This window comes from Mycolicibacterium parafortuitum (assembly GCF_010725485.1).
GTDB lineage: Bacteria > Actinomycetota > Actinomycetes > Mycobacteriales > Mycobacteriaceae > Mycobacterium.
This window is the reverse complement of record NZ_AP022598.1, coordinates 2,320,014-2,333,510: the sequence shown is the minus strand read 5'-3', so window position 1 is coordinate 2,333,510 and position 13,497 is coordinate 2,320,014. Positions and strand designations below refer to the sequence as shown.

The 13,497-nt window shown below is 69.8% G+C and carries 14 protein-coding genes; 4 read left to right on the top strand and 10 right to left on the bottom strand.

All coding sequences use genetic code 11. The features are described 5' to 3' along the window. Positions 1-52: 52 nt before the first annotated feature. Positions 53-454: a PPOX class F420-dependent oxidoreductase gene (locus tag NTM_RS11085; protein WP_163766319.1), complete on the top strand. Its 402-nt coding sequence runs from the start codon at positions 53-55 to the stop codon at positions 452-454. Here NTM_RS11085 and NTM_RS11080 read toward each other — a convergent pair. Genes NTM_RS11080 through NTM_RS11060 form a run of 5 tightly spaced genes read right to left on the bottom strand, consistent with a single transcriptional unit; the run spans position 378 to position 6,750 of the window. Continuing rightward, entirely contained in the window at positions 378-1,049 is a 672-nt protein-coding gene (locus NTM_RS11080; protein WP_104862405.1) for an Rv0804 family intramembrane glutamic endopeptidase, read from the bottom strand. The genes NTM_RS11085 and NTM_RS11080 overlap by 77 nt on opposite strands. Next, positions 1,049-2,770, bottom strand: a complete 1,722-nt coding sequence (locus NTM_RS11075) for an alpha/beta hydrolase (protein ID WP_163766318.1) — start codon at positions 2,768-2,770, stop codon at positions 1,049-1,051. The genes NTM_RS11080 and NTM_RS11075 overlap by 1 nt, the downstream gene beginning before the upstream one ends. Beyond that, positions 2,767-5,088 carry a phosphoribosylformylglycinamidine synthase subunit PurL gene (gene purL / locus NTM_RS11070; RefSeq protein ID WP_104862407.1) on the bottom strand — a complete coding sequence of 774 codons (2,322 nt, stop codon included), beginning with the start codon at positions 5,086-5,088 and terminating at the stop codon, positions 2,767-2,769. Before purL ends, NTM_RS11075 begins: the two co-directional genes overlap by 4 nt. A gap of 31 nt (positions 5,089-5,119) precedes the next feature. Beyond that, positions 5,120-5,461 carry a VOC family protein gene (locus NTM_RS11065; protein ID WP_163766317.1) on the bottom strand — a complete coding sequence of 114 codons (342 nt, stop codon included), beginning with the start codon at positions 5,459-5,461 and terminating at the stop codon, positions 5,120-5,122. Positions 5,462-5,475: 14 nt separating this feature from the next. After that, on the bottom strand, positions 5,476-6,750 hold the full coding sequence (locus NTM_RS11060; protein WP_163766316.1) for a M18 family aminopeptidase: 1,275 nt from the start codon (positions 6,748-6,750) through the stop codon (positions 5,476-5,478). Positions 6,751-6,801: 51 nt separating this feature from the next. Between NTM_RS11060 and NTM_RS11055 the strand changes: the two genes are divergently transcribed. Together NTM_RS11055 and NTM_RS11050 are read left to right on the top strand one after the other, a co-directional pair. Next, positions 6,802-7,824, top strand: coding sequence for a Dyp-type peroxidase (locus tag NTM_RS11055; protein ID WP_163766315.1), 1,023 nt, complete (start codon positions 6,802-6,804; stop codon positions 7,822-7,824). A 12-nt stretch (positions 7,825-7,836) separates the two neighbouring features. Further along, positions 7,837-8,634, top strand: a complete 798-nt coding sequence (locus NTM_RS11050; RefSeq protein WP_104862410.1) for a family 1 encapsulin nanocompartment shell protein — start codon at positions 7,837-7,839, stop codon at positions 8,632-8,634. A gap of 79 nt (positions 8,635-8,713) precedes the next feature. Here the strand turns inward: NTM_RS11050 and purQ are convergent, their stop codons facing one another. The 3 genes from purQ to NTM_RS11035 are packed head-to-tail and all read right to left on the bottom strand — an operon-like array spanning position 8,714 to position 10,325. Next, a complete protein-coding gene (gene purQ, locus NTM_RS11045) occupies positions 8,714-9,388 on the bottom strand; it encodes a phosphoribosylformylglycinamidine synthase subunit PurQ (RefSeq protein WP_083141831.1) in 675 nt (224 codons plus the stop codon). Continuing rightward, positions 9,385-9,624 carry a phosphoribosylformylglycinamidine synthase subunit PurS gene (purS, locus tag NTM_RS11040; RefSeq protein ID WP_104862412.1) on the bottom strand — a complete coding sequence of 80 codons (240 nt, stop codon included), beginning with the start codon at positions 9,622-9,624 and terminating at the stop codon, positions 9,385-9,387. The genes purQ and purS overlap by 4 nt, the downstream gene beginning before the upstream one ends. Before the next feature lie 35 nt (positions 9,625-9,659). After that, positions 9,660-10,325, bottom strand: a complete 666-nt coding sequence (locus NTM_RS11035; RefSeq protein WP_104862820.1) for an ATPase — start codon at positions 10,323-10,325, stop codon at positions 9,660-9,662. Between the two features lie 46 nt (positions 10,326-10,371). On the opposite strand from NTM_RS11035, the gene NTM_RS11030 reads away from it, so the two are divergent. Continuing rightward, entirely contained in the window at positions 10,372-11,025 is a 654-nt protein-coding gene (locus tag NTM_RS11030; protein WP_104862413.1) for an MBL fold metallo-hydrolase, read from the top strand. Positions 11,026-11,120: 95 nt separating this feature from the next. Here the strand turns inward: NTM_RS11030 and NTM_RS11025 are convergent, their stop codons facing one another. Then, complete coding sequence (locus NTM_RS11025) at positions 11,121-12,764, bottom strand: FAD-binding dehydrogenase (RefSeq protein WP_163766314.1); 1,644 nt, start codon at positions 12,762-12,764, stop codon at positions 11,121-11,123. Positions 12,765-12,790: 26 nt separating this feature from the next. Next, complete coding sequence (locus tag NTM_RS11020; RefSeq protein WP_163766313.1) at positions 12,791-13,495, bottom strand: DUF2334 domain-containing protein; 705 nt, start codon at positions 13,493-13,495, stop codon at positions 12,791-12,793. Positions 13,496-13,497: the final 2 nt, after the last annotated feature.

Below are 13,497 nucleotides of genomic sequence, written 5' to 3'. Positions count from 1 at the left end.
TTTCGCCCGAACTCTTGACCTCAACTTTTCTTCAGGTTTTACGGTGCGGTGCATGACGTTCACAGCGTTCGAGATCGACTACCTCAACCAGTCGGACCTCGGCAGGCTGGCCACCATCCAGCCCGACGGCACGCCGCAGAACAGCCCGGTCGGGTTCGCCTACAACGCCGAGCTCGGCACCATCGACATCGCCGGCTATGAGATGGCCAAGAGCCGCAAGTACCGCAATGTCGCGACGAACGACCGGGTCGCGTTCGTCGTCGACGACGTCACGTCCCGGGATCCGTGGCGGGTGCGCTGCCTGGAGATCCGGGGCACGGCGGTGCAGGCCGAATCCGGTGGCGCGCCGATCATCCGCGTCATCCCGCGGCGGGTGATCAGCTTCGGGATCGACGACCAGCGGACCGAGCCGCACGAGCTGGTCGCGCACGTGCGCAACGTCGGCGTTGGATAGCCAGTGCCGCAACCGCGCCCGCCTCGTTGAGGACCAGATGGACGATCATCGGGGCGGCGAGACTGCCTGATCTGGCGTGCAGCCAGCCCAATCCCCAGCCCGCGGCGCCGGTGACCAGCACCGTGCCCAGTACCGGATCGCCCGCGGCGCGCGCATCGGGGATGTGCGACAGCCCGAACACGGTGGCCGCGAACAGGTTCCCGGCGTCGGGCCCCCACGCCTGTTCGGCTGCGGTGCGCAGTGCGGCACGGAACGCGACCTCCTCGGACCACACCGTCGCGAGCGGGATACCCAGCAACAGCCAGCGCGCCGGGCTCGCCGGCAGCTCCCGGGCGGCCATCCCCGCGCGCACCGGCGGGAGCAGAGTGGTCGCGGCGACCGCGGCCGCGACCGGCACCGCGACCGCACTCCCCCACCGGACCCCGCGCCAGAGCCGAGGTGGGCGCAGCCCGAGAGACCGTCGGGACAGCACCGCCAACGCTGCGCCGAATGCCATCTGCGGCAGGGGGTTCCATCGTTGCGGCAAGCGCGGCGCGAGAACGCTCCAGCCCAGCACCGTCAGCGCGAGCGCGCCGGCGCGCAGCCCGTCACGCATCAGGAGACGCCGTCTTCGGATTCGGTGTCGGCGAGTGCGGCGCGGATCCGCTCGGTGTCCGCGCCGGTCCAGCCGTCGGGCGGCGCGACACCGACCCAGCCGTCGAGGATGAAATCCCCGTAGTTGTGCCCGTGCCCGCCGGGCACCGATGCGGCATTGGTCATATCGGCGGCCACCTGCCAGAACGTGACGATCGGATACCAGCGCATCGAGGCGGTGCGGTCCCGACCAGGAGGTTCGGAGAGCCAGTCGGGGCGGGTGAACAACAGGTCCTCGGACCACCACACGATCGGATCCGAAGAATGTTGCAGGAAAAGCACTCTGGGCTCGTCCCACGGGGTCGCGGAGTCGGCCGCGATCTGCACGGCGTTGTTGCCCTGTGAGAATCGCACGGTTCGCCCGCCGTCGTAACGGGGCTGGACCTGCGGGGTGCCGGGGTCGCGCCGCACGGTGACGGCGCGCCACAGCGGGCTGGCGTGGGGCGGGCCCACCCACAGCACCGACGAGAATCCCATCCGGCCGATGTCGGGCAGCCAGTCGAACGCGGCCTGCCCGGCCATCGACCCGAGGCTCTCGCCGTACAGCAGCAGCCGTGGCCGGCGCTCGGCCGGCAGCCTCGCCCAGCGCTCGTGGACGGTGTCGATCAGCAGCCGGCCGGCCGCCATCGACTTCTGCTGGTCGCCCATGAACGAAATCCAGCTCGGCAGATAGGAATACTGCGAGGCGACGATCGCGGTGTCGCCGTTGTACATCATCTCCAGCGAGCGAGCCGCGATCGGGTTGACCCAGCCGGTGCCGGTGGTCGGCACGATGACGAGGACCTCGCGGTCGAACGCGCCGGTGCGTTCGAGTTCGCTGAGCAGCACCGCCATCCGCGCGTCGTCGGAGTCGGCGGTCTGTAACCCGGCGTAGACCCGGATCGGCTCCCGTGCGGGTCTACCGTTGATACGGGCGAGTTCGTCGGCGCGCGGCCCGGTGCCGACGAAGCTGCGGCCCTGATAGCCGAGGGTGTCCCAAGCTGCGAAAGACTCTGGGCTACCCGACCTTTCGGACTCCTCCGGCTGTGTCACACCTTCGGCGGTGACGATGTTCTGCGGCTGGAACACCCGATTGGCACCGGCCAGGAAGCCTCGCAACAACACGCCGTTGACCAGCGTGATGACGAGGACGACGACGGCGGCGGTGCCGATGAACAACGCCAGCTCGTCGGACAGCCGCCAGCGCCGGATCAGCAGCCGCGCCAGTGTCTTGATGAGGTCGAGCAGCAACCGCGTCACCGCGATGCACAGGGCCGCGACCACGACCGCGATGATCAGCAGCCTTAGGTAGCCCGTGGTGGTCGGGCCCTCCATCCCCATCAGCGCCGAGACCTGCCGTTGCCACGCGGCGGCGGGGATGACCATCAACACCGACGCGCCCAGCGCACCCACCACCACGATGGCTTTGAGTGTCAGCAGGATTCGGCGCGGTGGTGGCCACCACGTCCGATCGCGCAGCACGAAGCGGCGCAGCATCCGCTCGACGAACACCCCGATGCCGTAGCCGATCGCGGCGTTCAGACCGCCGATGAGGCCTTGGAACAACCAGTCGCGCGGCAGCAGCGACGGCGTCAGCGACACACAGAAGAGCAGCGCCCCCAGCGCGACACCGGTGAAGTCCAGGCGGAGCAGGTGCCACGCCCAGACGTACGGGGGACTCTTCTCGGTGTCGCTCGCCGTCACCCGAACAACCCGGGCAGCACGCCTTCCGACGTGCGCCGCAACTCCTCGAGGGTCACGGTGAACTGGCCCTGGACCTCGACGGCGGGTTCGCCACCCTCGGGTCCGTGGTCCACGACGCCGATGCGGGTCGCGGGCAGCCCGCGCGCCTCGCACATCGCGGTGAAGCGGCTCTCCTCGGTGCGCGGCACCGCGACGAGCACCCGGCCCGACGACTCGGAGAACAGGAACACGAACGGGCCTGTGCCGTCTTGGAACTCCTCGGGGAGCACCAGCCGCACGCCCGTCTCCCCGGCCAGCGCCGCCTCGACGACGGCCTGGATCAGGCCGCCCTCGGACAGGTCGTGGGCGGCGGAGACCAGTCCGTCGCGCGACGCGGCGGTCAGCACCTCGGCCAGCAGTTGCTCGCGCTGCAGGTCCACCTTCGGCGGGACGCCGCCGAGGTGTCCGGCGGTCACCTCGGCCCAGATCGAGCCGTCGAGTTCGTCGTGCGTGTCGCCGAGCAGGATCAGCGTCTCGCCCGGCTCGGCGCCCAGACCCGTCGGGATACGGCGCTTCACGTCGTCGATCACGCCGAGGACACCGACCACCGGGGTGGGCAGGATCGCCGTGGTGCCGGTCTGGTTGTAGAAGCTGACGTTGCCGCCGGTGACCGGAATCCCCAGCGCCGCAGCGCCATCGGCGAGACCGCGGACGGCCTGGGAGAACTGCCACATCACCCCGGGATCCTCGGGCGAGCCGAAGTTCAGGCAGTTGGTCACCGCGATCGGGGTGGCGCCGGTGACGGCGACGTTGCGGTAGGCCTCGGCCAGCGCGAGCTGCGCCCCGGTGTACGGGTCCAGCGCGGTGTAGCGCCCGGACGCGTCGGTGGAGATCGCGATGCCGCGGCCGGTCTGCTCGTCGACCCGCAGCACGCCGCCGTCGGCGTGCTCGGCGAGCACGGTGTTGCCGCGCACGTAGCGGTCGTACTGCTCGGTGATGAACGCGCGGCTGCACAGGTGCGGGCTGCCGAGCATCGCCAGCAGGGTCGCCCTCAGTTCGTCGCCGGTCTGCGGGCGCTGAAGCGCCGCCGATGTGTCGGCGATCAGCGCGTCCTGGCTGTCCGGGCGCGCAACGGGCCGTTCGTAGACGGGGCCCTCGTGCGCCACGGTGCGCGGCGGCACGTCGACGACGGTCTCGCCGTGCCAGGTGATCTCCAGCCGACCGCTGTCGGTGACCTCACCGATCACGGTGGCGAGTACGTCCCACTTGCGGCACACCGCCATGAACGCGTCGACGTTCTCGGGCGTCACCACCGCGCACATGCGCTCCTGCGACTCGCTGGACAGGATCTCCGCCGGGGTCATGTTCGCCGCGCGCAGCGGCACCTGATCCAGTTCGACCTTCATCCCGCCGTCGCCGGCGGACGCGAGCTCTGAAGTGGCGCAGGACAATCCGGCACCACCGAGATCCTGGATACCGACCACCAGGTCGGCGGCGTAGAGCTCGAGGCAGCACTCGATAAGTACCTTCTCGGTGAACGGGTCACCGACCTGGACGCTGGGCAGCTTCTTGCGGCCCGAGCTGCCCGACTCGTCGCCGCCGAACGTCTCCGACGCCAGCACCGACACGCCGCCGATACCGTCGAGGCCGGTCCGCGCGCCGAACAGGATGATCTTGTTGCCGGCACCGGACGCGAAGGCGAGCTTGAGGTCCTCTTTACGCAGCACGCCGACGCACAGCGCGTTGACCAGAGGGTTTCCGGCGTAGCTGGCGTCGAAGATCGTCTCGCCGCCGATGTTCGGCAGCCCCAGCGAGTTCCCGTAGCCGCCGACACCGCGCACCACGCCGTCGAGGACGCGCCGGGTGTCGGGGGCGTCGGCCGCGCCGAAGCGCAGCTGGTCCATGACGGCCACCGGGCGTGCGCCCATCGCCATGATGTCGCGCACGATGCCGCCGACACCGGTGGCCGCACCCTGGTACGGCTCGATGTAGGACGGGTGGTTGTGCGACTCGACTTTGAACGTCGCCGCCCAGCCGTCGCCGATGTCGACGACGCCGGCGTTCTCGCCGATACCGGCGAGCATGGCCTGGCGCATCTTCTCGGTGGTGGTCTCACCGAAGTAGCGCAGATGCACCTTCGACGACTTGTAGGAGCAGTGCTCGCTCCACATCACCGAGTACATCGCCAGCTCGGCATCGGTGGGACGACGGCCGAGGATCTCGCGGATCCGCTCGTATTCGTCGTCCTTGAGCCCGAGTTCCCGATAGGGCTGGGGCTGGCCGGGGGTGGCCGCGGCCCGCTCGACAGTGTCTACCTCTTGGGTCAGCCCAGACGTCACCGCGCCAGTCTAGCCAGGACGCCGGTGCGACTCAGGCCACACAGAACGCGTTGCCCTCGGGGTCGGCCATCACCACCCATTCGAACTCGGGGCCGAAGTTGTTGCGACCGGTCTCCCGCGCACCCAGCCCGACCAACCGGGCCACCTCGGCCTCGCGGTCCTCGGCGTGCAGATCGAGGTGCACCTTGTTCTTGCCGGGCGTCGGGTCGGGCACCCGCTGGAACCCCAGCGTGGGACGCCCCTCGGCGACGACCATCACGAATTCGCCTGGAGCCACGGCGTTCACGTCTCCACCCGCCGCGCCCGCCCACCAGTCGGCGAGCGCGTCGGGATCCACACAGTCGAAAGTGATCATCTCGATCTTGAGTGCCATGCCCTGACCGTAGGTCACGCCGGTGACAAAAACGCCGCGAGTGCGGCGGCGTAATCGGCGACATCGGCCGCGCCCATCACCTCGCGTGCCGAATGCATCGCCAGCTGCGCCGCGCCGACGTCGACGGTCGGGATCCCGGTGCCCGCCGCGGTCATCGGCCCGATGGTGGAGCCACAGGGCAGGTCGGCGCGGTGTTCGTAGCGCTGCAGATTCACCCCGGCCTGCGCACAGGCCAGCGCGAAGGCCGCGGCGGTGCGGCCGTCGGTGGCGTAGCGCAGATTCGGCTGCACCTTGAGCACCGGGCCCGCGTTGACCTCGATCAGGTGGCCGGGCTCGTGCCGGTCCGGATAGTTCGGATGCGTCGCATGCGCCATGTCCCCGGACGCGACGATCGAGTCGGGCAGCCGGCGCAGGAAGTCCTCGCGGTTCCCGCCCGCGGCCAGGGTGATGCGCTCCAGCACCGTCAGCAGCAGATCGGACTGGGCACCGTGGTCGGACTGCGAGCCGACCTCCTCGTGGTCGAACAGCACCAGCACCGGCACCACACCGCAGCCGGGCTCGGCGGCCAGAAAGGCCTCCAGCCCGGCGTAGCAGGTCGCCTGGTTGTCCAGCCGCGGCGCGCTGACCAGGGCGTCGTCGGCGCCGACCAGCCGAGACGGGCTCAGGTCGTGGGTCATCAGGTCGAAGCCCAGTACGTCATCCTCGTCGACGCCGGCCTCGTCGGCCACGAACCCGAGGAACGAGCGGGACCGGTCGCCGACCCCCCACACCGCGTTGACATGCCGCTGCGGGTTCAGCTCCACCCCCTTGCGGTCCTCGGACAGGTGGATCGCCAGCTGCGGCACCCGCAGGACCGGTGCGTCGATGCGGACCAGCAGATGACGGATCCCTGTGCCGGTCCCGGTGCCCTCCCGCACGGACAGCCGTCCGCTGACGCCGAGATCGCGGTCCAGCCAGGAGTTCAGCCAGGCGCCGCCGTACGGCTGCAGCGCGACGATCTGCCATCCCGACAGGAACCGGTCCGGATGCTGTTTGACCCGCAGGTTGGGGCTGTCGGTGTGCGCGCCGACGATCCGGAACGGCAGCGCACGGTCGTCCTCACCGCACCGCCACGCGATCAGCGATCCGGCCCGCACCACGAAATGATCCCCGGCACCCGGCCACTCGTCGCTCTCGGACAGTTCGGTGAACCCGGCCTCGACCAGCCGGTCCGCCGCGGTGCGACAGGCGTGGAACGGCGACGGAGAGGCGTCGATGAACTGGCAGAGACCCTGGGGGCTAGCAGGCATCTTTGTATCTTCGTCGATCAACGCCTGCGATCTTGATTTAGGGTCGAAGCCGTGCCCGATCCCCTGCCGCAGCCGGTTCTGGCTCCGCTGACCCCGGCAGCGATCTTCCTGGTGGCCACCATCGACGAGGGCGGCGAACGGTCCGTGCACGACGCACTGCCCGACATCGCGGGCCTGGTGCGCGCGGTCGGATTCCGCGACCCGGCCAAACGGCTGTCGGTGGTGACGTCGATCGGCTCCGACGCCTGGGACCGGTTGTTCTCCGGGCCGCGCCCGGCCGAGCTGCACCCGTTCGTCGAACTCGACGGCGGCCGTCACCACGCGCCGTCGACCCCGGGTGACCTGTTGTTCCACATTCGCGCCGAGACCATGGACGTGTGCTTCGAGTTGGCGACCAAACTGGTCGCGGCGATGGGCGCGATCACCGTCGTCGACGAGACCCACGGCTTCCGGTTCTTCGACAACCGGGATCTGCTCGGGTTCGTCGACGGCACCGAGAACCCGGACGGCCCGTTGGCCGACAGCGCCACCCGCATCGGTGACGAGGATCCCGACTTCGCCGGCGGCTGCTACGTGCACGTCCAGAAGTACGTCCACGACATGACGGCGTGGAACGCGTTGTCGACCGAGGAGCAGGAGCGGGTGATCGGCCGCACCAAGCTCGACGACATCGAGCTCGACGACGCGGTCAAACCGGCCAACTCCCATGTCGCGCTGAACGTCATCGCCGACGAGGACGGCACCGAGCTGAAGATCGTGCGCCACAACATGCCGTTCGGCGAGGTGGGCAAGGGTGAGTTCGGGACGTATTTCATCGGATACTCGCGCACCGCGGCCGTCACCGAGCGGATGCTGCGCAACATGTTCCTCGGCGACCCGCCCGGCAACACCGACCGGGTGCTGGACTTCTCCACCGCGGTGACGGGGTCGATGTTCTTCACCCCGATCAACGACTTCCTCGACGATCCGCCCCCGTTGCCCACCACCGCCGCCACCGGTCCGACCGGCACCGTGGAATCGGTCGGCTATCCCGGCTCTCTGGAGATCGGCAGCCTGAAAGTCCGCCGTGGTTGAAAGGATGAAGCGATGAACAACCTGTACCGGGACCTGGCCCCGATCACCGCCGCGGCGTGGGCCGAGATCGAACAGGAGGCCGCCCGCACGTTCAAGCGGCATATCGCGGGCCGCCGTGTGGTGGACGTCAGCGAGCCGGGCGGCCCGGTCACCGCCGCTGTCAGCACCGGCCACCTTCTCGACGTGACGTCACCCGGTGACGGTGTCGTCGCCCATCTGCGCGAGGCCCGGCCGCTGGTGCGGTTGCGGGTTCCGTTCACCGTCAACCGAACCGACATCGACGACGTCGAGCGCGGTTCGCAGGATTCGGACTGGGATCCGGTCAAGGAGGCCGCCAAGAAGCTGGCGTTCGCCGAGGACCGGGCGATCTTCGAGGGTTACGAGGCCGCGCAGATCGGCGGTATCCGCAAGTCGAGCTCGTGCCCGAGCCTCGCGCTGCCCGAGGACCCCCGCGACATCCCCGATGTGATCAGCCAGGCCCTGTCGGAGCTGCGGCTCGCCGGCGTCGACGGTCCCTACAGCGTGCTGCTGTCGGCCGACGTGTACACCAAGGTCAGTGAGACCACCGCGCACGGCTATCCGATCCGCGAGCATCTCAACCGGCTCGTCGACGGCGACATCATCTGGGCGCCCGCCATCGACGGCGCATTCGTGTTGTCCACCCGCGGAGGCGATTTCGACCTGCAGCTCGGCACCGACGTGTGCATCGGGTACCTGTCCCACGATGCGGCGACCGTCCAGCTGTACCTGGAGGAGACGCTGACGTTCCTGTGCTACACCGCGGAGGCCTCGGTCGCCCTCGGCGCGTGAGCACTCGGCACCGCGAGCGCGCGGGTCTGCACGCCGACACTCCGTGTCGGGGCGTGCACGACCGCGCGCTCGTTGCGCGTCAGACCGCCAGGACCGCGTCCAGCACGGAGTAGAAGATGCCGAGCCCGTCATCGGACGGGCCGGTCAGGGCCTCGGTGGCATGCTCGGGATGCGGCATCAGGCCGACGACCCGCCCGTTGGCCGAGCTGATACCGGCGATGCCACGCATCGAGCCGTTGAGGTTCTCGCGGTAGCGGAACACCACGCGGCCCTCACCCTCGAGTTCGTCGAGCACGTTCTCGCTCGCGACGTAGCGGCCCTCGCCGGACTTCAGCGGCACCAGCAGATCGGCGCCCTGCTCGTAGCGCGACGTCCACGCCGAGGTGTTCGACGCGACCTCCAGCCAGGTGTCCCGGCAGATGAAGTGCAGATTCTGGTTGCGGGTCAGGGCGCCGGGCAGCAGACCCGCCTCGCAGAGCACCTGGAAGCCGTTGCAGATACCCAGCACCGGCATGCCGCGGCCTGCGGCGGCGACCACCTCGCCCATCAGCGGCGCGAAGCGCGCGATCGCGCCGGCGCGCAGGTAGTCGCCGTAGGAGAAACCACCCGGCACGATGACGGCGTCGACGTTCTTGAGGTCGGCGTCGGCGTGCCACAGGCTGACGGGCTCGGCGCCGGCGAGGCGCACCGCGCGCGCGGCGTCGATGTCGTCGAGCGTGCCCGGGAAGGTGATGACGCCCACACGAGCGGTCATGCGTCCTCCCGGCTGATGGTCCAATCCTCGATCACGGTGTTCGCCAGCAGGCTCTCGGCGATCTCGGCGAGCTTGTCGTCATCGATGTCGCCGTCGATGTCGAGCTCGAATCGCTTGCCCTGCCGGACATCTGAGATTCCCTCGAACCCGAGACGGCCCAGCGCGCCGACGATCGCCTGACCCTGCGGGTCCAGGATCTCGGTCTTGGGCATGACGTTCACCACCACTTTTGCCACGGCGACACTCTACCTGCGGCGACGCGGCCTCCGCTTCATCGGCATGAGCCGAGGTACGCGGTGCACAGCGGAGCCGCCATCGCGTCGAAGACCTCCCGGTCGGGTGCGACCCCGCGCCACTCGACCGCCGCCGGGATCGTCGTCCACAGCACCATCTCGACCAGCGTGCTGCTGGCGGGGTCGACGACGAGGTACATGCGCATCACGCGCCGGCCACCGTCACTGATCACCGCGGCGAACTGCATCGCTTCGCTGGTGGTCAGCGACGGCGACACCTCGGGTGCGGTCGTCTGGCAGGACGCCAGCGCCATCCGCGCCCACTCGAGGCTCTGCAGCGCGTCGCGGCCGCCGGTGACGGTGTCGCCGCGCCAGTGCACGACCTGGACCAGCAGATTCCACTGCCCTGGCACGTTGCTGACCTCGGCGTGTGCGGCGACGGCGTAGTCGCGGGGGTCGTCGGTGCGAGGCGGGCTCGCACACCACGACTCGAACTCGAAGCGGGGCGTGCTGACCGCGACGGCCCGGTCGGCGAGGGCGGGCCAGCGGTACACCGACGCGAGCGGGATCGCGCCGGGATAGATCCACGCTGCATCGGGGATGCCGTCACAGCTGGGCGGGCAATAGCCGGGAGCGGCGCGCCCGGGGGCGGGCAGGGCGACCACACCCCACCACGCGACAGCCAGCACGACCACCAATCGCACGTACACCTGTACCCCCACCTGCCCGTGTGAGCGTCACACTATAGGGATGCAGCTCACACATTTCGGCCATTCATGCCTCCTGGCGAGCTTCCCGAACGCGTCCGGTCAGGACACCACCGTCCTGTTCGACCCCGGCAACTTCTCGCACGGCTTCGAAGGGATCACCGGCCTCGACGCGATCCTGATCACCCACCAGCACCCCGACCACGCTGACACGGCACGGCTGCCCGCGCTCGTCGAGGCGAACCCGCAGGCCGCGCTGTACGCCGATCCGCAGACAGCGGCGCAGCTCGGCGGGTCCTGGCAGGCCGTCAACGTCGGCGACGAGCTGTCGATCGGGCATCTGACAGTGCGCGGGGCGGGCGGCACCCATGCGGTCATCCACCCGGAAATCCCTGTCATAGACAATATTTCGTATCTGGTCGGCGACGGGGAGCACTCGGCCAGGCTGATGCATCCCGGTGACGCGCTGTTCGTGCCCGGCGAACCGGTCGACGTGCTGGCGACCCCGGCGGCGGCCCCGTGGCTGAAGATCTCCGAGGCGGTCGACTATCTGCGCGCCGTGGCCCCAGCCCACGCGGTGCCGATCCACCAGGCGATCATCGACCCCGTCGGGCGGCCGATCTTCTACGGCCGGCTGACCGAGATGACCGACACCGACTTCCAGGTCCTCGAGCAGGAGAGCGCCACCGAGTTCTGATTGCCGCCCCTTCCTCGCGAGCAGTCACAAACTCGGGCGTGTCCCCGGCGTGTCGCGCGATTTTGTGTCTGCTCGCGGAACTCCCCGAGCCGGGCTTACCCGACCGACAGCGCGGCGTGCCTGCCCGCGGCTCGGCCGGAGAACACGCAGCCGCCGAGGAACGTGCCCTCCAGCGAGCGGTACCCGTGCACCCCGCCCCCGCCGAACCCGGCGGCCTCACCGGCGGCGTACAACCCCGGCAGCACGCTGCCGTCGCCGCGCAACGCGCGCGCATCGAGGTCGGTTTCCAACCCGCCCAACGATTTTCGGGTCAGGATGTGCAGCTTGACCGCGATCATCGGGCCGGCCTTCGGGTCGGTGAGCCGGTGCGGTGCGACGACGCGCACCCGGTCGCCGAGGTACTCGCGCGCCGCCCGGATCGCCGTGACCTGACCGTCCTTGGTGAACTTGTTGGCGACCTCGCGGTCGCGGGCGGTCACCTCGTGTTCGACGACGTCGAAGTCCAGCGGCAGCACATCGGGCACCGCGTTCATCTTCGCCACCAGTTCGCGCAGCGTGGTCGCGGTGACGAAGTCGACGCCCTTGTCGACGAACGCGTGCACCGGCGCGGGCCCCTTGCGGCTGCGTTCGAGCACCGCGCGGATGCTGCGTTCGGTCAGATCCGGGTTCTGCTCCTGTCCCGACAAGCCGAACTCCTTGGCGATGATGCGCGAGTTCAGCACGAACCATGTGTAGTCCTGGCCGGTCTGGGCGATGTACTCCAGCGTGCCGAGCGTGTCGAAGCCCGGGTACAGCGGCACGGGCAGGCGCTTGCCGTACGCGTCCAGCCACAGCGACGACGGTCCGGGCAGGATCCGGATGCCGTGCCGCGGCCAGATCGGGTCGTAATTGGTGATGCCCTCGGTGTAGTGCCACATGCGGTCGCTGTTGATCACGCTGGCGCCCGCGGTCGCCGAGATCTCCAGCATCCGGCCGTCGACATGCGCGGGCACCCCGCTGAGCAGCTGTTCGGGCACCCGGCCCATGCGCTTGGGCCAGTACTTGCGGACCAGGTCGTGGTTGCCGCCGATGCCACCGCTGGCGACGATGACCGCCTGGGCCCGGAATTCGAAGTCGCCGATGACGTTTCGTGACGACGGTGCGCCGCGCACCGCGTCGGAGGGTTCGAGCACCGCGCCGCGGACGCCGACAACGGCGCCGTCCTCGGCGATAAGTTCGTCGACGCGGTGCCGGTGGGCGAACCGGACCCGGGCGTTGCCGACCAGGCGGCGGGCGAAGATGTCGACGAGCGCGGGGCCGGTGCCCCAGGTGATGTGAAATCGCGGCACGGAGTTGCCGTGCCCGTTCGCGTCGTAGCCGCCGCGTTCGGCCCAGCCGACCAGCGCGAAGGTCTGCAGTCCGCGGTCGCGCAGCCAGCTGCGCTTCTCCCCCGCGGCGAAGTCGACGTAGGCGTGCGCCCACTGTCGGGGCCAGTGGTCCTCGGGCCGGTCGAACCCGGCGGAGCCGAGCCAGTCCTGCAGCGCCAGCTCGTGGCTGTCGCGGATGCCCATCCGGCGTTGCTCGGGGCTGTCGACGAAGAACAGCCCGCCGAACGACCAGTACGCCTGCCCGCCGATATTGGCCGCGTTCTCCTGGTCGACGATCAGGACGCGCCTGCCCCGTTCAGCGAGTTCGCAGGCCGCCACCAGGCCGGCCAGCCCGGCACCCACCACGATCACATCGGCGACTTCAGCAGTCATGCGGCCAATCTAGCGAGCGTCGACCGTTACGCGGCGCCGGTCAGCGCGGATCGCGGTGCCCATTCGTAGACCCGCGGTTCGCAGGAGTGCATCAGCGCCAGGTCGACGGCGTCGAGCATGGCCTGCCGCGGGCCCGGGCGCCGGAGGTGCCTGGCCGCGACCGCGACCCGCACGACCCCGCCACGGCGCGCGGTGCGCTCGGCGGCCAGCACGACCGTGCGGCACCACCACGGTTCGGTGAGGAAGCCTTCGCCGATGCCGAGGACCCGGGCCCGCACGGTGTCGCGACGGACCAAATCGGTGATGCCCGACCATCCGGCAAGCACACGGAACCCGTTGCGCGGCAGCACCTTCAGTGCACCGTCGGAGACGTTCCAGCCGGGCGCGGCGAACAGCCGGGTGCGTAGGCCGAGGTGTTCGAGGATCCGGTCGGCGGCCATCAACCGCAGATTCGCCTCGTGCGCGGGCAGCGTCGCGAACTCATTTCGGCGGGCCTTGGTGGCCGCGGCGTCGAACCCGTGCAGGACCAGCGCGTCGCCCGCGCCGCGCTGCGCCGCGAGCCACTCGATGGTCGCGGTGTCCCGGTCGAGCCGGTAACCGGCTTTCAGGCGCGGCGCGACCAGCAGTGACGCCGGGACCCGGCGCCGGGCGAGTTCGGCGCGGAACGCCACGACGTCGTCGAGCGTGCGGTCCCCGATGCCGGAGACCGAGACGATCAGTTGTCCTGCCACCT